Annotated in this window: 22 protein-coding genes; 10 read left to right on the forward strand and 12 right to left on the reverse strand. The window is 66.7% G+C overall.

Annotated features, from left to right (window positions below; genetic code table 11):
- Nucleotides 1–10: 10 nt before the first annotated feature.
- A complete protein-coding gene (guaA, locus tag AX708_RS11285; RefSeq protein ID WP_066530301.1) occupies nucleotides 11–1,603 on the reverse strand; it encodes a glutamine-hydrolyzing GMP synthase in 1,593 nt (530 codons plus the stop codon).
- A gap of 268 nt (nucleotides 1,604–1,871) precedes the next feature.
- Here guaA and AX708_RS11290 point away from each other — a divergent pair, with 268 nt between their 5' ends.
- Nucleotides 1,872–2,183, forward strand: coding sequence for a UrcA family protein (locus AX708_RS11290; RefSeq protein WP_066530298.1), 312 nt, complete (start codon nucleotides 1,872–1,874; stop codon nucleotides 2,181–2,183).
- A 419-nt stretch (nucleotides 2,184–2,602) separates the two neighbouring features.
- Entirely contained in the window at nucleotides 2,603–2,839 is a 237-nt protein-coding gene (locus AX708_RS20485; protein ID WP_156443416.1) for a hypothetical protein, read from the forward strand.
- Nucleotides 2,840–2,908: 69 nt separating this feature from the next.
- Here the strand turns inward: AX708_RS20485 and AX708_RS11295 are convergent, their stop codons facing one another.
- Nucleotides 2,909–4,459, reverse strand: a complete 1,551-nt coding sequence (locus AX708_RS11295; RefSeq protein ID WP_066530400.1) for a class I adenylate-forming enzyme family protein — start codon at nucleotides 4,457–4,459, stop codon at nucleotides 2,909–2,911.
- Nucleotides 4,460–4,548: 89 nt separating this feature from the next.
- Between AX708_RS11295 and AX708_RS11300 the strand changes: the two genes are divergently transcribed.
- From AX708_RS11300 to AX708_RS11320, 5 genes are all read left to right on the forward strand, one after another.
- On the forward strand, nucleotides 4,549–5,313 hold the full coding sequence (locus AX708_RS11300; RefSeq protein ID WP_066530296.1) for a PIG-L family deacetylase: 765 nt from the start codon (nucleotides 4,549–4,551) through the stop codon (nucleotides 5,311–5,313).
- A 96-nt stretch (nucleotides 5,314–5,409) separates the two neighbouring features.
- A complete protein-coding gene (gene gyrB / locus AX708_RS11305; RefSeq protein WP_066530294.1) occupies nucleotides 5,410–7,974 on the forward strand; it encodes a DNA topoisomerase (ATP-hydrolyzing) subunit B in 2,565 nt (854 codons plus the stop codon).
- A gap of 16 nt (nucleotides 7,975–7,990) precedes the next feature.
- Nucleotides 7,991–9,133: an AI-2E family transporter gene (locus tag AX708_RS11310; protein WP_066530292.1), complete on the forward strand. Its 1,143-nt coding sequence runs from the start codon at nucleotides 7,991–7,993 to the stop codon at nucleotides 9,131–9,133.
- Between the two features lie 8 nt (nucleotides 9,134–9,141).
- Nucleotides 9,142–9,918 (forward strand): M50 family metallopeptidase, encoded by a 777-nt coding sequence (locus tag AX708_RS11315; RefSeq protein ID WP_066530290.1) that lies wholly within the window; start codon nucleotides 9,142–9,144, stop codon nucleotides 9,916–9,918.
- A gap of 49 nt (nucleotides 9,919–9,967) precedes the next feature.
- Nucleotides 9,968–10,486 carry a nuclear transport factor 2 family protein gene (locus tag AX708_RS11320; RefSeq protein ID WP_066530287.1) on the forward strand — a complete coding sequence of 173 codons (519 nt, stop codon included), beginning with the start codon at nucleotides 9,968–9,970 and terminating at the stop codon, nucleotides 10,484–10,486.
- Between the two features lie 144 nt (nucleotides 10,487–10,630).
- On the opposite strand, the gene AX708_RS11325 is transcribed toward AX708_RS11320, so the two are convergent.
- From AX708_RS11325 to AX708_RS11360, 9 genes are all read right to left on the reverse strand, one after another.
- Nucleotides 10,631–11,269, reverse strand: coding sequence for a hypothetical protein (locus tag AX708_RS11325; RefSeq protein WP_066530284.1), 639 nt, complete (start codon nucleotides 11,267–11,269; stop codon nucleotides 10,631–10,633).
- A 127-nt stretch (nucleotides 11,270–11,396) separates the two neighbouring features.
- Entirely contained in the window at nucleotides 11,397–12,194 is a 798-nt protein-coding gene (locus tag AX708_RS11330; protein ID WP_066530283.1) for a DUF1295 domain-containing protein, read from the reverse strand.
- Nucleotides 12,187–12,822, reverse strand: a complete 636-nt coding sequence (locus tag AX708_RS11335; protein WP_066530281.1) for a lysophospholipid acyltransferase family protein — start codon at nucleotides 12,820–12,822, stop codon at nucleotides 12,187–12,189. The genes AX708_RS11330 and AX708_RS11335 overlap by 8 nt, the downstream gene beginning before the upstream one ends.
- Before the next feature lie 132 nt (nucleotides 12,823–12,954).
- Nucleotides 12,955–13,686, reverse strand: coding sequence for a serine protease (locus tag AX708_RS20490; protein ID WP_156443415.1), 732 nt, complete (start codon nucleotides 13,684–13,686; stop codon nucleotides 12,955–12,957).
- Nucleotides 13,687–13,693: 7 nt separating this feature from the next.
- The gene (locus tag AX708_RS11340; protein WP_067490142.1) at nucleotides 13,694–15,301 is read right to left on the reverse strand and encodes a carboxyl transferase domain-containing protein; all 1,608 of its coding nucleotides are present in this window, start codon (nucleotides 15,299–15,301) and stop codon (nucleotides 13,694–13,696) included.
- A gap of 51 nt (nucleotides 15,302–15,352) precedes the next feature.
- A complete protein-coding gene (locus AX708_RS11345) occupies nucleotides 15,353–16,153 on the reverse strand; it encodes a hypothetical protein (protein WP_066526577.1) in 801 nt (266 codons plus the stop codon).
- Nucleotides 16,154–16,168: 15 nt separating this feature from the next.
- Complete coding sequence (locus AX708_RS11350) at nucleotides 16,169–16,474, reverse strand: alkylphosphonate utilization protein (RefSeq protein ID WP_066526580.1); 306 nt, start codon at nucleotides 16,472–16,474, stop codon at nucleotides 16,169–16,171.
- Nucleotides 16,475–16,498: 24 nt separating this feature from the next.
- Nucleotides 16,499–16,930: a tol-pal system YbgF family protein gene (locus AX708_RS11355; RefSeq protein WP_066526582.1), complete on the reverse strand. Its 432-nt coding sequence runs from the start codon at nucleotides 16,928–16,930 to the stop codon at nucleotides 16,499–16,501.
- Nucleotides 16,931–17,022: 92 nt separating this feature from the next.
- Nucleotides 17,023–18,189: an isovaleryl-CoA dehydrogenase gene (locus AX708_RS11360; RefSeq protein WP_066526584.1), complete on the reverse strand. Its 1,167-nt coding sequence runs from the start codon at nucleotides 18,187–18,189 to the stop codon at nucleotides 17,023–17,025.
- Nucleotides 18,190–18,303: 114 nt separating this feature from the next.
- Here AX708_RS11360 and AX708_RS11365 point away from each other — a divergent pair, with 114 nt between their 5' ends.
- The 3 genes from AX708_RS11365 to AX708_RS11375 are packed head-to-tail and all read left to right on the forward strand — an operon-like array spanning nucleotide 18,304 to nucleotide 20,962.
- Nucleotides 18,304–19,086 carry an ATP-binding cassette domain-containing protein gene (locus AX708_RS11365; RefSeq protein ID WP_066526586.1) on the forward strand — a complete coding sequence of 261 codons (783 nt, stop codon included), beginning with the start codon at nucleotides 18,304–18,306 and terminating at the stop codon, nucleotides 19,084–19,086.
- Nucleotides 19,086–20,660, forward strand: a complete 1,575-nt coding sequence (locus tag AX708_RS11370) for an ABC transporter permease/substrate-binding protein (protein WP_066526589.1) — start codon at nucleotides 19,086–19,088, stop codon at nucleotides 20,658–20,660. The genes AX708_RS11365 and AX708_RS11370 overlap by 1 nt, the downstream gene beginning before the upstream one ends.
- A 2-nt stretch (nucleotides 20,661–20,662) precedes the next feature.
- Nucleotides 20,663–20,962 (forward strand): GIY-YIG nuclease family protein, encoded by a 300-nt coding sequence (locus AX708_RS11375; protein ID WP_066526592.1) that lies wholly within the window; start codon nucleotides 20,663–20,665, stop codon nucleotides 20,960–20,962.
- A 10-nt stretch (nucleotides 20,963–20,972) separates the two neighbouring features.
- Here AX708_RS11375 and AX708_RS11380 read toward each other — a convergent pair whose 3' ends face one another.
- Nucleotides 20,973–21,398, reverse strand: a complete 426-nt coding sequence (locus tag AX708_RS11380; RefSeq protein ID WP_066526594.1) for a DUF2147 domain-containing protein — start codon at nucleotides 21,396–21,398, stop codon at nucleotides 20,973–20,975.
- Nucleotides 21,399–21,409: the final 11 nt, after the last annotated feature.

Consider the following 21,409-nt stretch of genomic DNA (forward strand, 5'->3'; position numbering starts at 1 on the left):
TAGCCGCGCCTCACTCCCACTCGATCGTCCCCGGGGGCTTCGACGTATAGTCATACACCACCCGGTTGATGCCCTTGACCTCGTTGACGATCCGGGTTGCGACGCGGGTGAGGAAGCCGGCGTCGAAGGGGAAGACGTCCGCGGTCATCCCGTCGGTCGAGGTCACCGCGCGCAGGGCGCAGACCGAATCGTAGGTGCGCCCATCGCCCATCACGCCCACCGTCTTGACCGGCAGCAGCACCGCGAAGGCCTGCCAGATCGCGTCGTAGAGCCCGGCGTTGCGGATTTCCTCGAGATAGACCGCGTCGGCCTTCCTGAGGATGTCGCAGCGCTCCTTGGTGACTTCGCCGGGGATGCGGATCGCGAGGCCCGGGCCGGGGAAGGGGTGGCGGCCGACGAAGGCGTCGGGCAGGCCCAGCTCGCGGCCGAGATCGCGGACCTCGTCCTTGAACAGCTCGCGCAGCGGCTCGACCAGCGCCATGTTCATGCGCTCGGGCAGGCCGCCGACATTGTGGTGGCTCTTGATCGTGACGCTCGGCCCGCCGGTGAAGGAGACGGACTCGATCACGTCGGGATAGAGCGTCCCCTGCGCGAGGAAGTCCGCCCCGCCGACCTTCTTGGCCTCGGCCTCGAACACGTCGATGAAGGTCTTGCCGATGAACTTGCGCTTGGCCTCGGGGTCGGTGAGGCCGGCAAGGCCATCGAGGAACAGGTTCTCCGCCTCCACGTGGACGAGCGGGATGTTGTAATGGTCGCGGAACAGGGTCACGACCTGCTCGGCCTCGTTCATGCGCATCAGGCCGTGGTCGACGAAGACGCAGGTGAGCTGGTCGCCGATCGCCTCGTGGATCAGCACCGCGGCGACGGCGGAGTCGACGCCGCCGCTGAGGCCGCAGATCACCCGCTTGTCGCCCACCTGCGCGCGGATCTCCGCGATCTTGGTCTGGCGGAACTCGGCCATGGTCCAGTCGCCCGCAAGGCCGCAGACGTGGCGCACGAAATTGGCGATCAGGCGCGCGCCGTCCGGGGTGTGGACCACCTCGGGGTGGAACTGGGTGCCGTAGAACTTGCGCGCCTCGTCGGCGATTACCGCGAAGGGCGCGCCGTCGGAGGTGGCGACGATCTCGAAGCCGGGGGCGAACTGCGTCACCTTGTCGCCGTGGCTCATCCACACCTGGTGCCGCTCGCCGACCTCCCAGAGGCCGTCGAACAGCGCGCATTCGGCGGTGACGGTGAGGAAGGCGCGGCCGAATTCGCCGCCTTCGCCGGTCTCGTGGCCGGGCCGGACCTCGCCGCCCAGCTGGTGGGTCATCACCTGCTGCCCATAGCAGATACCGAGGATCGGCACCCCCGCCTCGAACAGCAATTGCGGCGCGCGGGGGGAACCCTCGTCAGGCACACCTGCGGGCGAACCTGAGAGGATAATCCCCTTCGGCTGCATCCGGTGAAAGGCGGCCTCGGCCTGGGTGAAGGGGGCGATCTCGGAATAGACCCCCGCCTCGCGCACCCGGCGGGCGATCAGCTGGGTGACCTGCGAGCCGAAGTCGACGATGAGAATCGAGTCGGAGACGGCGGACTCGCCGCCAAGGGTGTGCGCGCTCATGGCGGCGGATTAAGGAGCGCGCCCCCCGCTGTCCAGCACCCCGCGCGCGAGGCCCCGCGATTTTGCGGTGCAACAGGAAAAGAGCATCGTTGAATCAGCTGGTTCCCGGAAAACCCTTCATTTCCGCTTGCAATCTTTGGAACCAATTTCGCGCATTTCGCATTTGCACATAACTCTTGTGCACTGCACCAGAGTTTCAAACAGCAACCGAATGCCGGACAGCGGCATCACATTCCTTCGAAACCCCCTCTCGTTCGGAGTTCGTCACATGCGTTTCACTCTTCCCCTGCTCGCTCTCGCCGCACTCGCCGCTCCTGCAGCGGCCGAGAATGTCGTCACCGTCAAGATCGCTTACGGCGATGTCGACGTGACCACCGCCGAGGGCCGCGCCGCGCTCGAAGCGCGGATCGATGCGCGCCTCAAGAAGGCCTGCGTCAACCCGGCCGCCGCGCGTTACGCCCACAACCGCCGCGCTCTCGACCGCAAGTGCGTCGCCGATGCGCGCGTCGCCGCCCTCGCCGAAGTCGAGCGGGTTGCTGCGCTGCAGCAGCGCAGCGGGCGCGAAGTCGCCGCCAACTGAGCGCGCTTACATCGTTGAAATCACAGGCGGCCGTCGGAGCGATCCGGCGGCCGTTTGCATGTCATGCACCTTAATAAGTTGCGTTTGGCGCAACTTGCCTTGGTGTTTTCTCATTTGAAATAGCGCCGCGCCAATCCCACTTGGCCCCTCGAGCGATGCGGCGCGTGGCCTCCTCTCCATCCAAGCGCTGATCCGACCCGGAAGCATCGCCCGGCGACGAGGGAGCCGAACACGGTTCCCCCCGCCCGCCTGCCGACTGGAAGGGACTGGCCAGCTCTCCCCCTGCTGGGCCTTCCCCACCGGTCATTGCCCGGCCCAGCGCCCGGCATGCAGCGAAAGAGACGCGGCCACCGCACTCCCCCCCCTGAACAGGTGGCCGCGTCTCGAGCTGCCTGCATCCACGCTACGCGCCCCGATCAATGTCTTTTTCGATTGCGGTGATGAATTATTTTCAGTCGCACTTAAGATTGAAAGTTGCGCGCCCGTTTCTATATCGTGCTCGGCCCGAGCGCTCCCTCTCCCCCCTGATCGTCCGGGCCACCCCAACCACAACAGAACAGGGAACCAGAACCATGACCATGATCAGCGAAAAGGCCGTCGCCCTGCTGCTCGCCGTTGCGCTCAGCGGCACCGCGTTCAACACGTTCATCGTCTGACGCCAGCAAGCAGGCGCAAGCCTATCGACCGGCCCGGCCCCTCATCCGAGGAGCCGGGCCGAGCTGTTTCTAATCGGTGCCGCCCAATCGCACCGCTTCCTCGCGAAGCTCGGTCTTGAGCAGCTTGCCGATATGACTGCGCGGCATTTCGGCAATGGCGTGGAGCGCGGCGAGGCGCTGGGTCTTGCCGAGCCGCGTGTTGACCGCCGCCATGATCGCGCCCGTGTCGGCAGCGCCGTCCTTCAGCACCACGAACCCCACCGGCGTCTCCCCCCAGGCGCGCGAGGGGACGCCGACCACGGCGGCCTCGACCACGCCGGGCTCCTTCGCCAATTCGGCCTCGAGGTCGGAGGGGTAGATGTTGAACCCGCCCGAGATGATCATGTCCTTGGCACGGCCGACCAGTTCGACGAAGCCCTCGGCATCCACGCGCCCGATATCGCCCATCCGCTGCCACACCCCGCCCTCGGGATCGGTCCAGTAGCCTTCGCGGGTCTTCTCGGGCTGGTTCTGGTAGCCACTCATCATGGTGAGGCTGCGGCCGACGAGGTTGCCGGGGGTGCCGGGGGGCACTTCGCGGTCCGCGTCGTCCAATACCTTCAGCTCGCTCCCCGGTGCGGGGCGGCCGACGGTGTGGAGCTTGTCGGGGAATTCGTGACACGGCAGCAGGCAGACGACGCCGCCCTCGGTCATCGAGTAGATCTCGATAAGACCCCCCGGCATCCGGCGCAGCACCTCGCGCTTGAGCTCGGCGGAGAAGGGCGCTGAGGTGCAGTATTTGAGCTTGAGGCTCGACAGGTCGAAATCGTCGAAGCCCGCGAAATCCATCAGCCGTTGGTATTGCACCGGCACCAGCATGGTGATGGTCGTGCGATCGGCCTCAGCAAAGCCGAGCCACTTGCCGCAGTCGAACTTCCCCATCACCCGCACGCAGCCGCCGGCCAGCAGAACCGGCAGGAAGGCGACCATGGTGGTGTTCGAATAGAGCGGGGTCGAGGCGAGCGAGCGGACGTCGATCCCCGCGCCGAGGTAGGAAAGGGCGGTCGGCGCGAATTGCCGCCAGCGCATCCGGTGCGAATGGACGATGCCCTTGGGGATGCCCGTGGTGCCCGAGGAATAGATGATGTTGAACGGATCGCCGGGCTCGGGCGCGAAGTCGGGCGCGCGGCTGCCGGGAGGGGCCATCCACTGGTCGATGCTCTCCAGCGGCACGCGCTGGAGGTCAGCCATGAAATCCGGCCCCAGCTCGGCGGCCTTGGCGGCGTCGATGAACAGGTGGGCCGCGCCCGAATCCCGCGCCATGCCTTCAAGCTGCTCGCGCGAGGCGCTGGTGGTGAGCGGCGCGGCCACGCCGCCTGCACGCACAGCAGCGAGGAACACCAGTGCATATTCCACTGTCGACGTCCCGAGGATGGCCACCGCCTGCCCGCGCTGGAGCCCCGTCTCCACCAGCCGCGCCGCCAGCCGTTCGACCAGCCCGACCAGCTCGGCCCAGTAGACCTCGCGCCGCTCGTCCACCAGCGCGAGGTCGTCGCCCTTGAGGCGGCTCCATTCCATCAGGATTTCGGGGAAGCTGCCGAAGGGCTCGGCAAGGCGGTTCATCATCGTCTCTTGGCTCATGAAGCCATGCATAATCGGCAGGCGGGCGGGCGCAAGGAATTGCAAAGCGCCTCGCACAAGTGGCAGGAAGCGGGCCGAGGGAGAGAGACATGATCCGCAGCACTACCGTCGCCGCCGTGCTCGCCGCGCTGGCCGCGAGCCCCGCCGCCGCAAAGGCGGAACCGACGCAGAATGTGCTGGTGGTGGTCGCGCACCCGGATGACGAGCTGTTCATGGCCCCCGCCATCGCCGCACTGGCGCGGCAGGGTGCCAAGGTGACGATCATCTTTGCGACTGTCGGCGATCAGGGGCCGGGCGTGACCGACTTTGCGCGCGGGGCCCAGCTCGGCGCAATCCGCCGGGCGGAGGCGCAATGTTCGGCCAACGCGCTGGGCGCGCAGGCGCGGTTCCTCGAAGGGCTGGGTGACGGCACGCTGGCCGAAACCCCGCAGGCGCCCAAGTCGCCCGCCTTGCGGTTCATCGACCAGTTCGCGAAGGCCTATGTCGAGACCGACCCGCAGCTGGTGCTGACCTGGGGCCCGGACGGCGGCTATGGCCATGCCGACCACCGCATGGTGAGCGCGCAGGTGACCATGGCGCTGCAATCGCTGGCCAACCAATATCGCGCGCGGCTGCTCTATGTCGGCATCCCGGCCGGCTCCTTGCCCAAGGTGCCGCAGATGGCCGGCTGGGCCGAGACCGATCCGGCGCTGCTCACCGAAGCCGTGCGCTACACCCCCGCCGATCTCGCCGCCGCCAAGGCCGCCGCGATGTGCCACGCGACCCAGTTCGACGAGGCCTCGCGGCAAGGCATGATGGGCCTGTTCGACGCCACCATGTGGCGCGGCAAGGTGCATTTCCGCCCCGCCTTCTAGGGCGCCCGTCGAACCCTCTCCAACTCCCGTGGAAAAGCAGGCCTCGGGGGCCTCCCGCAGTTGGGTTTCGCCGCCCAAGCCCCTATATGCTGGGCCATGGACGACAACACCAATCAGACCCCGCAAAAAGTGCCCAACGCCAACGAATATGGCGCGGATTCCATCAAGGTTCTGAAGGGCCTCGACGCTGTCCGCAAGCGGCCGGGCATGTATATCGGCGACACCGACGACGGCTCTGGCCTGCACCACATGGTGTTCGAAGTCAGCGACAACGCGATCGACGAGGCGCTGGCGGGGCATTGCGACCTCGTTCTGATCGAGCTGAACCCCGATGGCAGCGTCTCCGTGGAAGACAACGGCCGCGGTATCCCCACCGGAATGCACGCCGAAGAAGGCGTTTCGGCGGCCGAAGTCATCATGACCCAGCTTCACGCGGGCGGGAAGTTCGAGAACACCTCGGACGACAACGCCTACAAGGTCTCGGGCGGGCTCCACGGCGTCGGCGTGTCGGTGGTCAACGCGCTCAGCGAATGGCTGGAATTGACGATCTGGCGCGAGGGGCAGGAGCATTGGATGCGCTTCGAGCATGGCGATGCCGTCGCCCCGCTCAAGGTCGTGGGCGATGCCCCCAGGTCCGAGCGCAACGCCGACCCGAACGGCTTCAAGAAGGGCACCCGCGTCACCTTCAAGGCGAGCCACGACACCTTCAAGAACGTGACCGAGTTCGATTTCGAAAAGCTCGAGCACCGTTACCGTGAGCTCGCCTTCCTCAACTCGGGCGTGCGCATCAAGCTGCGCGACCTGCGGCACGAGGAGAAGCTCGAGCACGATCTCTATTACGAGGGCGGCATCGCGGCCTTCGTCAAATACCTGGACCGCAACAAGCAGCCGCTGATTCCCGAGCCGATCGCGGTCAGCGCCGAGAAGGACGGGATCGGGATCGACGTCGCGCTCGAATGGAACGACAGCTATTACGAGAACGTCCTCGCCTTCACCAACAACATCCCCCAGCGCGATGGCGGCACGCACCTCGCAGCATTCCGCACCGCGCTGACCCGCACGCTCAACAACTACGCCGAGCGCTCGGGGATGCTGAAGAAGGAGAAGGTCAGCCTCTCGGGCGAGGACATGCGCGAAGGCCTCACCGCCATCGTCAGCGTCAAGCTGCCGGACCCGAAATTCTCCAGCCAGACCAAGGACAAGCTGGTCAGCTCCGAAGTCCGCTCGCCGCTCGAAACCCTGATGAGCGAGAAGATGACCGAGTGGCTGGAGGAAAACCCCAATGACGCGCGCGCCATCATCCAGAAGGTGATCGACGCCGCCGCCGCCCGCGAGGCCGCCCGCCGTGCGCGCGAGATGAGCCGCAAGGGGGCGATGAGTGTCGCCAGCCTGCCGGGCAAGCTGGCCGATTGTCAGGAGCGTGACCCCGCCAAGTCCGAACTGTTTCTGGTCGAGGGCGATTCCGCAGGCGGCTCGGCCAAGCAGGGGCGTGACCGCAAGACCCAGGCGATCCTGCCGCTCAAGGGCAAGATCCTCAATGTCGAGCGTGCGCGGTTCGACCGGATCATCTCCTCCAAGGAAGTCGGCACGCTGATCCAGGCGATGGGCACCGGCATCCGCGACGAGTTCAACCTCGAGAAGCTGCGCTACCACAAGATCGTCATCATGACCGACGCCGACGTGGACGGCGCGCATATCCGCACCCTGCTGCTGACCTTCTTCCACCGCCAGATGCCAGAGATCATCAAGGCCGGGCACCTGTTCATCGCCCAGCCGCCGCTGTTCAAGGTCGCCAAGGGGCGCAGCGAGGTCTACCTCAAGGATCAGGCCGCGCTCGATCGCTATCTGGTCGATGCCGGGCTTCAGGGCCGGGTGCTGGAGACCTCGGGCGGCACCCGCGGGGCGGAGGAATTGCGCGCGCTGGTCGATGGCGCGCTGCGGCTGAAGAACCTCCTCGCCTTCGTGCCGCGCCGCTACGACGGCGGGATCATCGAACAGATGGCGCTGGTCGGCGCGCTCGAGCCGGGTCTGGCGGGTGAGGCGCTTGCCGCCGCGCTGGGCCGCGCCGCCGGGCGTCTGGGCGCAGGCGACCGCGAGGCGCGCTGGTCTGCCAGCCAGCGCGAGGACGGCACCGTGGTGTTCGAGCGCCTGTGGCGCGGCGTCAAAGACGTGCACGAGATCGAGGCGCGCTTCCTCTCCAGCACCGAAGCGCACAAGCTCCACGGCCTCGCCGCCGCGCAGGCCGAGGCCTATACCGATCCGGTCAAGCTGGTCCGTGCCGGGGCCGAGGCCGAAGAGCCCGAACCCGAGGTGGCTCCCGCCGCCGACGATCCGCTCGCCGGCGAGGCCGAGGAGGCCGCCCCTGCACCCGCCGCCACCTTCGACGGCACGATCAGCCGCCCGAGCCAGCTGCTCGAGGCAATCTTCGCCGCCGGTCGCAAGGGGCTGTCGATCAGCCGCTACAAGGGGCTGGGTGAAATGAACGCGGAACAATTGTGGGAGACAACCCTCGATCCCGAAGCCCGCGTGCTGCTGCAGGTGAAGGTCGAGGATGCCGACGTGACCGACGAGATCTTCACCCGCCTGATGGGCGACATCGTCGAACCGCGGCGCGAGTTTATCCAAGATAACGCCTTGAACGTCGCCAACCTCGACGTCTGATCCGCCGAAGGACCCCATGGCCGCCCATCCCACCCGCACCGAGGACCTGCAACAGGCGAGCTTCCTGATCATCCTCGCGGTGGTCAGCCTGCTGATGGCGGTGATCGTCTATCCCTTCGCCCAGCCCTTGCTGTGGGCGGCGCTGGCGGCGATCATGTTCCAGCCGCTCTACCGCTATGTTCTCAAGCGGCTGCGCGGGCGGCGCAATCCGGCGGCCGGGCTCAGCCTGCTGATCATCTTCATCGTCGTCCTGATCCCCGCCGCCTGGATCGCGGCGATGGTGGCCGAGCAGGCGATCATGCTGGTGACGACGCTCCAGAAGCAGCCGCTCGATCTCGCCGCGTGGTTCGACACGTTCTACACCGCCCTCCCCCAGTTTGCGCGCGACGCGGTCGACCGCAGCGGCTGGGCCGACATCGCCATGGTGCAGACCCGGCTGCAGGAACTGCTGGCCGAAAGCGCCGGGATGATCGCCACCCAGGCCGTGTCGATCGGCAGCGAGGCGCTGAGTTTCTTCCTGTCCCTCGGCGTCGCGCTGTACGTGATGTTCTTCCTGCTGCGCGATGGCGAGCGGATCGGGCGCACCGTGCTGTGCGCCGTGCCGGTCGAGCGCGCCATCGCCGACCGGCTGGCCGAGCGCTTCCTCGGCATCGTGCGCGCCACGATCAAGGGCACCGGCGTCGTCGCGCTGGTGCAGGGCGCCTTGAGCTGGATCACGCTGGTGATCGCGGGCGTCCCTTCCGCGCTGCTGTTCGGCGTGGTGACGGTGTTCTTCGCGCTGGTGCCGGTGATCGGCGCGGGCGCGGTGTGGCTGCCGGCGGGGCTGTACCTGCTCGTCACCGGCGCGACATGGCAGGGCATCTTCGTGCTGGCGGTCGGCTTCTTCATCATCTCGTCTGCCGACAACGTGCTGCGCCCGATCCTGGTCGGCCGCGACACCGGCATTCCCGACTGGATCATCCTCGTCTCGACACTGGGCGGCATCACCCTCGTCGGCTTCTCCGGCATCGTCCTCGGGCCGCTGGTGGCCGGGCTGTTCCTCGCCAGCTGGTCGATCCTGCGCGAACAGCGCGAAGAGGACGAGGAGGCCGCGCTGAGCGACGGCGGCGGGGTCCGGGTCGACGCATCGGGACACACCCCCGAAGCGGCAGCGGGCTGAGCGCGCGCATGTCCTCGCTCGTCACCCCCGGCTCCAAGGGCGAGGCAATCGGCCGGCTGGTGCTGGCGGGCTTCGTCGTCTCGCTGCTCCCGGTGCTGCCCTTCGGCGACCTCATCGCCTATCCCTTCTTCATCCTCACCACATGGTTCCACGAGATGGGCCACGGCCTCACCGCAGCCATGCTCGGCCAGTCGTTCGAGCGGCTGGTGCTGCTGCCCGACGGCTCGGGCTTTGCCGAGTACCTCGTCAGCGGCGAGGCATCGCGGCTGGTGCAGGCGGCGATCGCTGCGGGCGGCCCGCTGGCGCCGAGCGTCGTCGGCTCCGCGCTGATCGTCGCCAGCGCCCACCCGCGCGCGTGGCGTCCGGTGCTGTGGGCGATGGTCGCCGCGATCCTCGCCAGCACCGTCATCTGGGTCCGCTCGGCGACCGGCTGGTGGGCGCTGCCGGTGGCCGCTGCGGTGCTCGGCCTCGTCGCATGGCGCGCTAGCGGAGGCTTCCAGCGCTTCACCCTCCAGTTCCTCGGCCTCACCGCCGCGTGGAGCGTGTTCGGCGCGTGGCGCTACTTCCTCACCGAGCAGATCGTGATCGAGGGGCAGACGCAGCTGTCGGACACCGGGGCGATCGCCGCGGTGCTGCTGCTGCCCTACTGGTTCTGGGCGGGCGCGATCCTGCTCACTTCGGCCGCGATGTTCATCTTCTCCCTGCGCTATGCCCTCGCCGACAAGCGCCGCGGCCCGCCGCCGAGGAAGCTCCCCGCCAACGTCCTCCAGTTCAAGCGCCGCTGACGCTTTCGGCAGTCCCCCCGGGGCTCGCGCCGGAGTAGCCTGCCGCGCCATGGACACCACCGAACTCGCCGACCGCCTCGCCATCGCCGAGACCCTCGCGCTCTACTGCCGCGGGATCGACCGTTGCGATGCCGAGCAGCTCGCCGCCGCCTTCACCCCCGACGCGCTGATCGACTACGGCGACGGCGCGCGTCCGATCGCCGAGGTCATCCCCGGCCTGATGGCGGGCCTCGGCGCCATGCGCCTGACCCAGCACAACATCACCAACACCGTGATCCGCATCACCGACGACACCGCCAAGGCCGAGACCAACTGCGTCGCGCTCCACATCCTCCCCGCCCCCGAAGGCGAGGCGGAGCTGACCGTCGGCGGCCGCTACCTCGACACGCTGGCGAGGCGCGAGGGCCGCTGGCTGATCGCCGAGCGGCTCTACGTGATGGACTGGAACCGCACCGTGCCCGCCACCATGGCGCTGGAAGGCGGGCTGTTCGATGGCCTCCAGCGCCGCGGCGCGCGGGGGCCCGCCGATCCCGCAGCCGCATGGTGGGCCGCTGTTGGAGACACATGAGACACTGTCCAGAGGCGAAATTCTCTCCCTTCCCGCACGCCCTGCCGGAGGGGTCGGGAAGGAGAGGAATCGCTGAGGTCATGGGGCGATCCTGTCACCCCCACCGCAAGTAGGAAAGCGCCGATTTTCCCGCCGTGTAACGGCTCAGGACGCTACCTTGAGCGTGTTCAGCCCCGCCGCATCGGCCCCGGCCTCGCCCGACAGCCCGATGAACATCGTGTCGACGATCCGCGCCAGCTTCTGCTCCGACAGCTTGTCGCCGAGATAGATCAGCGCGTCGGGCAGGGTGTAATTGCTGATCATCTGGTTGATCAGCGAGAGCGCCTCGTCGATCTCGAGCCCGGCGAAGAAACCCTCGGCCTGCGCCTCGGCGATCAGCTCGCACAGATAGTGGTCGGCAAGGTCGACATAGGACCGCACACGCTCGAAATTGGCCGCGCCCATCTCGCACAGAACGGTGAAGAACTGCGGGTCTTCACGGAACCGGGCCTGCGCGATCACGAAGCGGCGGCGGAAGAATTCGTACATCTTGCGCTGCGGGGGAAGGTTGCTCGAGAGCACCTCCTCCATCACCGCCAGCTGCGGGGCAAGCCAGGTCTGCGCGACCGCATCGAACAGGTCGTCGTAATCGGCAAACAGCGCCTCGAAGCGCGCGCGGGTCAGCCCGCTTTCGGCCATCGCGACGGTCCACGGCACTTCAGACCCGCGCTCCTTGACGAGGTCGAGCACATGGCGCGCGATCCGCTCGCGCTCCGCTTCCCGGGCGGTTTCGGTCAGTGCCATGTCGTCAACGCCTCCTCGCGCGGGGGCCAACATAGGCCAACCGCGAGCGGGCTTAAAGGGCCGCTCGTCGATTTTTGTGCGACGCAGCAAGGGAAAGGTCATGTGGGCGAGACGGCTGACGGCCGTTTCAGTTCCGGGGCGGCAGCGGGAAGAAGGCCGAGGTGCGGCGCTTGTAGTCCGCGTATTTGTCGCCCTTGGACTTGTCCAAACCCTTCTCGAGCAGGGTGACGCCCGACCACTTGGTGAGGGTGAAGCTGAGGAACAGCGGGCCGATCACGGTCGCTGCGGCATATTCCCAACCGGCCGCGGCACAGGCGAGCCAGATGCCCCACCACGCGGCGAAGTCGCCGAAATAGTTGGGGTGGCGGGTGTAGCGCCACAGCCCGGTGTCGAGCACCTTGCCGTGGTTCGCCGGATCGGCCTTGAAGCGGGTGAGCTGCCAGTCGCCGACCCATTCGAAGAACACGCCGACGCACCACAGGGCAAAGCCCGCCCATGCCAGCGGCGGGATCGGGGCGGGCTCGGGGCTGGCGAGGATGCCGACCTGCGCGGGCGAGGAGACCATGAACAGCAGCACCGCCTGCATCAGCCACACATTGGTGAGCGCGGCGCGGGCGAACTGGCCCTTCTCGCGCGCCTTCTTGAGGATCAGCTTGTAGCGCTTGTCCTCGCCCTCCTTGCGCCAGCGCAGGAAGAGGTAGATGCCGAGCCGGAAGCCCCAGGCCGCCGTCATCGCCATGATCAGCGTCGCCAGAGCGCCCGGCCCGCCCGGCACATGCAGCCAGCTTGCCACGGCAAGAATGCCCATGCCGGCGCCCCAGAAGGCGTCGATGAAGCTGACGTCGTCGATCTTCACGCTGATCGCCCACTGGATCAGCACCAGCGCCAGCAGGATCGCGGCATTGACGGCAAGGAGTTCAAACATCGTTCTTGCCCGCAATGATGTCGCGCGCCTGTTGTTCCAGCACCTTGAAGCGCTCGTAATCGGGGAGCTTGGAGCGGAACCACTCGGCGATCTTCAAGAGGTCCTCGCCGTAATTACCGGTCGGGATCATCGGCGGGCCGAAGCTGATGCGCTTCTTCACGTTGTCGGCAAAGGCGGGGACGATCGGCACGTTCGCCGCGCGGGCGATGTGGTAGAAGCCCGACTTCCACTTGCCATCGGTCTTGCGCGTGCCCTCGCAGGCGATCACCAGCGCGAGTTCGTCGCGGCGCTCGAATTCGGCGGCGACCTGCTCGGTGGCGTTCAACCGGCTGCGGCGGTCGACGGGGATGCCGCCCATGTCGAGCATGAAGCGAGTCATCGGCCACTGGAACAGCGTGTGCTTGCCCATGAAGTTGGGGCGAATGCCCTCTTCATGGGTCGCGCCGGTGAAGAACACGAAGTCCCAGTTGGAGGTATGCGGCGCACCCGCGAGCACGAATTTCTTCAGGTGCTTGGGCAGCGGGTCCTCGATCTTCCACCCCCGGATGTACCAGATCGCGAGGATGATGCGGCGCACGATGCGCGAAAGGATCGAGGGCGCACGGGTGTGCGCGGCGGCGGTCGGCATATGCGGCAATGTCCCTGGCCTCTCCCAAAAGGCTTGAAGTGCTTGTGGCCCAACATGGGTTAGCTACGCAAGGGGGCGGGGGAGGGTTTCAGGGCAAATGCGTGCAGGAGTGAGCCAGCGCTACACCATTGGCTAAGTGGGTTGAAATTGATCAACTTGCATGAACAAATCGTCACACTCCTTTCTTCCCGTCATATAAATCATGCCACTGTTTGGCCTGACAATGTAATCTTGGAGGGGCTCATACTCGCCTTGCTCATTCTTTTTGTAGACAAGACTGTGACTCTCAGTCTCATATCGATAGCTCGAAATAATACCGAAGAAAGCCGGCCGGCCATCGTCCCCACATGAATAAACGGGCCCACCGGAATAACCCGGATTATTGAAACCATCTAAAACAGTCAGAGTAAGTCCACCGTGCTGAATAATGCCACTAAAGTGGGCTGATCTGACTAATGGTGTTGAAAAGCCGTTTTGTGACGGATAATTGGAGTTCAGTCCATGGGGAAAACCCAAGAATTTGACAGGCTGCCCCGGATAAAGACTGCATTTCGTGTCAAATTTTGAACCAACATTCCATCGAGATGTAGTTACGAAGGCGGCAATGTCATGGCCATTGTTTGGCATGAAAATTGCTGAAACCTCCGTTGGAATCCATGTGTCACCCTGTGCAAAATACACGAATTCACCTACATGCGTTTGATCGATCAGGTGGCGGGCAGTGACATGAAATACGCCGTTCTCATTTCCATAGAGAAAGCAAGTTCCCGTGCCTCTTTGAGTTTTAAGTTTAAACGCAGTTTGCATTTGAAAACTGGTTAGCAAGACATCAGCGAGGTGGGCGGCAACTTGTTGTCTATCCATTCTTTCCTCACATCCGAAACACCCCGAAGCGGGGCACCTCTGCAATCGGCGCCTCAAGACACGCCGCGAACGCCAGCCCCAGCACATCGCGGGTCTGCGCCGGGTCGACCACACCGTCGTCCCACAGGCGGGCGGTGGCGTAGTAGGGGTTGCCCTCGTCCTCGTATTTCTGGCGGATGGGCGCCTTGAAGGCCTCGGCCTGTTCGGGCGTCCAGCTCTCGGCGTCGCGGTGGACGGTGGCCAGCACGGAGGCGGCCTGCTCGCCGCCCATCACCGAGATGCGGGCGTTGGGCCAGGTGAACAGGAAGCGGGGGCTGTAGGCGCGGCCGCACATCCCGTAGTTCCCCGCCCCAAAGCTGCCGCCGATCACCACGGTGACCTTGGGCACGGTCGCGGTCGCCACGGCGGTGACGAGCTTCGCCCCGTGCTTGGCGATGCCTTCCGCCTCGTACTTCCCGCCGACCATGAAGCCGCTGATGTTCTGGAGGAACAGCAGCGGAATGCGCCGCTGGCAGGCGAGCTCGATGAAATGCGCGCCCTTCTGCGCGCTTTCCGAAAACAGCACGCCGTTGTTGGCGAGGATCGCGACGGGCATCCCCCAGATATGCGCAAAGCCGCACACGAGGGTGCTGCCGTAATGCGCCTTGAACTCGTGGAACTCGGAAGCATCGACGAGCCGCGCGATCACTTCCTTGACGTCATAGGGCGCGCGCACGTCCTCGGGTATGAGGGCGTAGAGGTCTTCGGCGTCGAACTTCGGCGGGCGCGGGTCTTTAAGCGCCACGTCCTTCGCCGCGCCGGTGTTTGCCCCGAGGTGGCTGACGATATCGCGCACGATGGTGAGCGCGTGCTCGTCGTTCTCGGCGAGGTGGTCGACCACGCCGCTCTTTTTGGCATGGAGGTCGCCGCCGCCGAGGTCCTCGGCGGTGATCTCCTCACCGGTCGCCGCCTTCACCAGCGGGGGGCCGGCGAGGAAGATCGTGCCCTGGTTGCGGACGATCACCGTCTCGTCGGACATGGCGGGGACGTAGGCTCCGCCCGCCGTGCAGCTCCCCATGACGCAGGCGATCTGCGGGATGCCGAGCGCGCTCATATTGGCCTGATTGAAGAAGATCCGGCCGAAGTGGTCGCGGTCCGGGAAGACCTCAGCCTGATGCGGCAGGTTCGCCCCGCCGGAGTCCACCAGATAGATGCACGGCAGGCGGTTCTCCTGCGCGATCTCCTGCGCCCGCAGGTGCTTCTTGACCGTCATCGGGTAGTAGGTGCCGCCCTTCACGGTCGCATCGTTGCACACGATCATGCACTGCCGGCCCGCAACGCGCCCCACCCCGGTGATGATCGAGGCGCCGTTGACGTCGCCCTCGTACATCCCGTTCGCCGCGAGCTGCCCCACCTCGAGGAAAGGCGAGCCCGGGTCGAGCAGCCGCTCCACCCGCTCGCGCGGGAGCAGCTTGCCGCGCGACACATGCCGCTCACGATGCTTCTCCGGCCCGCCCAGCGCGGCCTCGGCGACCCGGGCGCGGAGTTCCTGCGCGAGGGCGTGGTTGTGCGCGAAACGGGCCTTGGCCTCGGGTGCCTCGCGGTCGAGTTTCGACGTCAGAACAGGTGCGGTCATGGTCTCTCCTGCGTTCCGCCCTAACCGCGCCGCGCGCCAAGGCCAAGACCTCTAGCCAAGCGGCGGCGCGTCCAGAATCGCGGCGTGTTCGGGCGCGAACCAGCGGCCGCGCATCCATTGCCGGGCAGCGGCTTCGATCATGCCGGGATAGTCGGCACGCTCGGGGATGACCAAAGGCAGCGCAAAGGCGCGCACCGTGGCCTCCACGCCGCCCGCATCGAGCCTGCGCCCCGCGGCGGCGGCGTGGCGGGCGATCTCCAGCTCCTGGCCCCAGAAATAGACCGCCTGTGCCCCGACATTGTCCTGCATCCGCCGCACTTCGGGCACGCGGTCGCCCTCGACCAGTCCGAGCCAGATGTCGGGCATCAGCAGATCGACCGGCTCATCCGGCCACCACGCGAAAGCATCGCCTTGCACGATCCGAACCTTCTTGCCCGCGCCACCGGGCAGCCGCGCGAACAGATCGAGTTCGCGGTGGAGCGCGATCACCTCCGGGTCGCGCTCGACGATGGTGACCATGGAGACGCCATCGCGCAGCGCCGTTTCGGCCGCGACCCAGCCCATGCCGAGGCCCATGATCACAACATGGCCCTCGGCCGCCTCGACGCCGAGAATCTGGCTTTCATACTCGAGCGGCGTGAGCGACATCCATGTCTCGGTGCCGCGGACCAGCCCCGGCATGGCACGCACCATTTTCATCCCGCTCCAATAGCCGCGGGACGGGGTATTCGCACCGATCAGCAGTTTCCATGCACCGGCCTCGACGGGCCGATAGAGCGCGGCCAGGGGACCGAAGTCGAAGACTTCGAGCCCGAGCAAGACGGCAAGATCATGCGGGTCAGCCTGCGACATCCGGTTTGCTCTCCCTCACCGCTTGCGCACGAATTCGGCCCTGAGCACCAGGCCCTTGATGCCGGGATACTTGCAGTCGATCTCCTGCGCGTCGCCGGTCAGGCGGATCGACTTGATCAGCGTGCCCTGCTTGAGCGTCTGTCCTGCGCCCTTGACCTCGAGATCCTTGATCACCGTCACCGCATCGCCATCGGCGAGCAGGTTGCCGACCGCGTCGCGCACCTCGACGGCATCCTCCGCGGCGCGTTGGGCCGCGAGCTCGGACGCCGGCAGCCACTCGCCGCTCGCCTCGTCATAGACGTAGTCTTCGTCGGGGGTCATGCGGGGTCTCCGGTGGTGGTCTCTTCAGTCCAGCTTGGCGCGGGTCGCCAGAAAGGCGCGGTATTTGGGGTCTTGATCCGCGAAGATGTCCTCGCCTGCGCCCATGTAGGCCCGCATCAGCTCGTCCGCCGCGCGGTCGAACTCGCCCAGTTCATACTGGCTCTGACCGAGACGCAGGTGGAGGAAGGGATTGCCGAGCCCGCCCGGACAGATCATCGCGAATTGCAGCGTCTGGCGCGCATCGGCGTAGCGGCCCTTGAGGAAGTCGATATCCCCGATTGCGGCGGCGAGCCAGGTGGTCGCCTCCCACTCGCTCTGCGGTTCGGGTATGAGCATCCACGCCTGCATGAACAGCTTGCGCGCCTCGTCGAGCTTGCCTGCGTCGAACAGCGCCTGCCCCTCATCGGTCAGCCGGATGATTTCGGCATAGGTCTTGTCGTCGAGTTCAGCCGGCATGGCGGGCGCTCCTCCAGGTGCGGATTGGGCGAGGGCTGGCGTTGCCGCGAGGAGCAGCGCCGCTGCCAGCAGGGCGGGCCGGGTCGCGGCGCTCACCCCGCCGCCCCGATCAATTCGCGCCCGATCAGCATACGCCGGATCTCGTTCGTCCCCGCGCCAATATCCAGCAGCTTGGCGTCGCGCATGTAGCGTTCGACCGGCCAGTCGGTGGTGTAGCCCGCGCCGCCCAGCGCCTGCACGCTTTCGGCGGCGACCTTGAAGGCGTTCTCGCTCGCCAACAGGATCACCCCTGCCGCATCGAATCGCGTTGTCTGCCCGGCGTCGCAGGCCTTCGCCACCGCATAGGTGTAGGCGCGGGCCGATTGCAGGGCGACATACATGTCGGCGACCTTGGCCTGCATCAGCTGGAACGAGCCAATCGGCTTTCCGAACTGCTTGCGCTCGCGCAGGTAGGGGATCACCGTGTCGAGGCACGCCTGCATGATGCCGAGCTGCAATCCGGCGAGCACCACGCGCTCGTAATCGAGCCCGCTCATCAGCACGCCGACTCCGCCGTTCAGCGGCCCCATGATGCGGTCTTCGGGGACGAAGCAGTCGTTGAACACCAGCTCGGCGGTGGGGGAGCCCTTCATGCCGACCTTGCTGATCTTCTGGCCGATGGAGAAGCCCTCGTCGCCCTTCTCGATCAGGAAGGCGGTGATGCCGCGCGATCCGGCGTGGCCGTCGGTCTTGGCATAGACCACCAGCGTATCGGCCTCGGGAGCGTTGGTGATCCAGAACTTGGTGCCGTTCAGCACATATCCGCCCTGAACGGCATCGGCCTTCAGCTTCATCGACACCACGTCCGACCCCGCGCCCGCTTCGGACATGGCGAGGCTGCCGACATGCTCGCCCGAGATCAGCTTGGGGAGATATTTCGCCTTCTGCTCGTCATTCCCCCAGCGGCGGATCTGGTTGAGGCAGAGGTTGGAATGCGCGCCATAGCTGAGGCCCACCGAGGCGCTGGCCCGCGAGACTTCCTCGACCGCGATCACATGCTCGAGATAGCCGAGCCCCAGCCCGCCCCATTCCTCCTCGACCGTGATGCCGTGGAGGCCCAGCGCGCCCATCGGCTCCCACAGCTCGCGCGGAAAACGGTCCTCGCGGTCGGTGCGTTCGGCGAGGGGGGCGATCTGCTCGTCGGCGAAGCGCGCGGTGGTGTCGCGGATCATCTCGGCGGCTTCACCGAGCTGGAAGTCGAAATCGGGGGTCGCGCGCATGAATCGTTCCTCACCGGGCAATGATTGTTCTGATGCGCCGCATAGCAAGCCATCGGGCAAAGGCCAATCGCTCGCGCTGGCGTAGCGCGGCGACAATCGCTAATCGAGAAAGGAATGGAAACCGCGCCGCCCCTGCTCCGCTTCGACGGGGTCATCTGCCGCTTTGGCGAGGTCACGGCCGTCGGCGGCGTCACCTGCGAGATCGCCAAGGGCTGCTTCGTGGCGATGGTCGGCGCCTCGGGATCGGGCAAGTCGACGCTCCTGAAGACGGTCAACACGCTCGTGATGCCCACGGGGGGCCGGGTGCTGTTTGGCGGCGAGGATGTGAGCGAACTGCCCCCTGCCCGCCTGCGCCGCCGGGTCGGCTATGTGTTCCAGGGCATCGGCCTGTTCCCGCATTTCTCGGTCGCCGAGAACATCGCCATCGGCCCGCGCCTCGCCGGCGAGAAGCTGGCGCGGGAGCGGATTGCCGAATTGCTCGAACTGGTCGAGCTCGATCCCGCCTATGCCACGCGCATGCCCGACGAGCTCAGCGGCGGGCAGCGCCAGCGCGTGGGCGTGGCGCGCGCGCTGGCGGGGGAGCCGGAGCTGCTCATCATGGACGAGCCCTTCGGCGCGCTCGACCCCGTCACCCGCGACGCGCTGGGCCGCAAGGTGCGCGAGTTGCACGAGCGGCTCGGCCTCACCACGGTGATGGTCACCCACGACATGGCCGAGGCGCTGCTGCTGGCCGACCGCGTGGTGGTGATGGACAAGGGCGCGATGGTGGCCGACGCCACGCCGCAAGCGCTGCTAGCGGGCGAGGGCGGCGCGGTGGCGCAGCGGCTCGTCAGCGTCCCGCGCGAACAGGCAGAGCGCCTCGCCGCGATGGAACTGCGGGGCGAGGGGCGCGGCTGATGCACGAGATCTGGGACATCCTCCCCGGCCTCGGCGACAAGCTGGCCGCGCACGTGGTGCTGGCGGCGAGCGCGATCGGCCTCGCCATGCTGATCGCCCTGCCGCTGGCGGTGTGGGCGGGGCGCTCGCGGATCGTCTCGCGGCTCGCGCTCAGCCTTGCGAGCCTCGTCCAGACCATCCCTGCGCTGGCGCTGCTGGCGCTGTTCTTCCCGCTGCTGCTGTCCTTGCGCACGGTCTTCGGCGAGGGGCTGCCGACCCTCGGCTTCCTCCCCGCGCTGATGGCGCTGACGCTCTATGCGTTGCTGCCGATCCTCAGGAACGCCGTCACCGCGCAGGCGAACCTCGACGAGGGCGTGCTTGAGGCCGCCGACGGCGTCGGCATGACCAAGTGGCAGAAGCTGGTGCTGGTCGAGGCGCCCTTGTCGGCCCCCTTCATCATGGCCGGCATCCGCACCGCGAGCGTGTGGACCATCGGCGCGGCGACGCTGGCCACCACAATCGGCCAGCCGAGCCTCGGCGATCCGATCTTCGCGGGCCTCCAGACCCAGAACTGGGCGCTGGTGCTCGCCGGGTGCCTGGCGAGCGCGGGGCTGGCGCTGGCGGCGGACAACCTGTTGTGGGTGATCGAGGTCGGCCTCGCGAGGCGCAAGCGCTGGATGACTTATGGCGGGATGGCGATCGTCGTCCTCGGTATCCTCGCCGCGCTGTGGGGCCAGCGCCCCGACAGTGAGGAGCGCCCTATCGTCATCGCCGCCAAGCAATTCTCCGAGCAATATATCCTCGCCCAGCTGATCGGTTCGCGGCTGGAGGCGGCCGGCTACCGGGTCGAATATCGCGACGGGCTAGGGAGCGCGGCGGTGCATTCGGCGGTGGCCAATTCGAGCGTCGACATCTCGGTCGACTATACGGGCACGATCTGGGCCAATTTCCTCAAGCGCGCCGACAACCCCGGACGCGAGGCGATGTATGAGACGATCCGCGCGTGGGAAGCCGAGACTTACGGCGTGAAGGTGCTCGGGCGGCTGGGGTTCGAGAACGCCTATGCCTTCGCGATGCGGCCTGACCGGGCGCGGGAGTTGGGCGTCACCAGCCTTTCCGATCTGGTCGGCAAGGGCGGGAGCCTCACCGTGGGCGGCGATCCCGAATTCTTCGAGCGGCCCGAATGGCTCGCGGTGCGCGACGCCTATGGCCTGCGCTTCGGGAAGACCCGCAATTTCGCGCCGACCTTCATGTATGATGCCCTCAGATCGGGCGAGGCGGACGTGATCAGCGCCTATACCTCGGACGGGCGGATCGCGGCCGACAGGCTGGTGGTGCTCGCCGACCCCAAGGGCGCGCTGCCGGGTTATGACGCGCTGCTGTTGCTCTCGCCGCGGATCGCCGACGACCCCGGCGTCGCCGCCGCGCTCCAGCCGCTGCTGGGCGCGATCAGCGTAGAGGCGATGCGCGAGGCGAACTTCGCCGTCGACCGCGAGGATGCGGGCAAGCTCACGCCCAAGCAGGCGGCGGAGGCGCTGGCGAGGAAACTCCGTCGTCCCGGACTTGATCCGGGACCGCTCACGTCCGGGCGCTGAGAATGCGCGGTGGCTGGGTCTACATCCTGACCAACAAGCCGCGCGGGGTGCTCTATATCGGGGTGACTGCCGATATCGTTCAGCGCATCTGGCAGCACCGCAACGGGCTGGGCTCGGCCTTCGTGCGCAAATACGGCCTCGACAAGCTTGTGCGTGCCGAATCGTACCCCTCGATCGAAGAGGCGATCTGGCGCGAAAAGCAGCTCAAGAACTGGCACCGGCAATGGAAGATCGAACTGATCGAGAGCGACAATCCGACGTGGGAGCATATCGAACCCGATCCCGGATCAAGTCCGGGATGACGAATTCGCTTTACCCCGCGCGTTTCCAAACCTGCGACTGGCAGAACGGCCCGACGCAGCCCTTCATCTCGAGCGTCCCGTCGGGCTTGCGGCGCACATAGGCGGTGTAGGTCTTGCCCTTCTTGGGATCATAGACCTTCCCGCTCCACACATCGCCATCGGCGACGAGGCCGGTGAGGATGGAAATGCCCAGCAGCTTGCGGCTGCGCTTGGCCGCGTCGGGGTTGTTGACGTCGCGCTGGTCGTTGCCCTGCGGCGGGGGGACGAGGAATTTCTCGATCCGCCCGCACAGCGCCTTCCCGCAAGGGGCGATCGCCACCACCGCGTCCTTCTCCGCCGTCACCCAGCGGCCCGTGATCGGCTCGGCCGCGAAACCCGCGGGCACCATCACCGCGAGCCCCATGGCCACTGCCAAAACGCCTGCCATCTTCTTCATGCGCGTCTCCC

This window comes from Erythrobacter sp. CCH5-A1 (assembly GCF_001557115.1).
In the GTDB taxonomy this organism is placed as follows: domain Bacteria; phylum Pseudomonadota; class Alphaproteobacteria; order Sphingomonadales; family Sphingomonadaceae; genus Erythrobacter.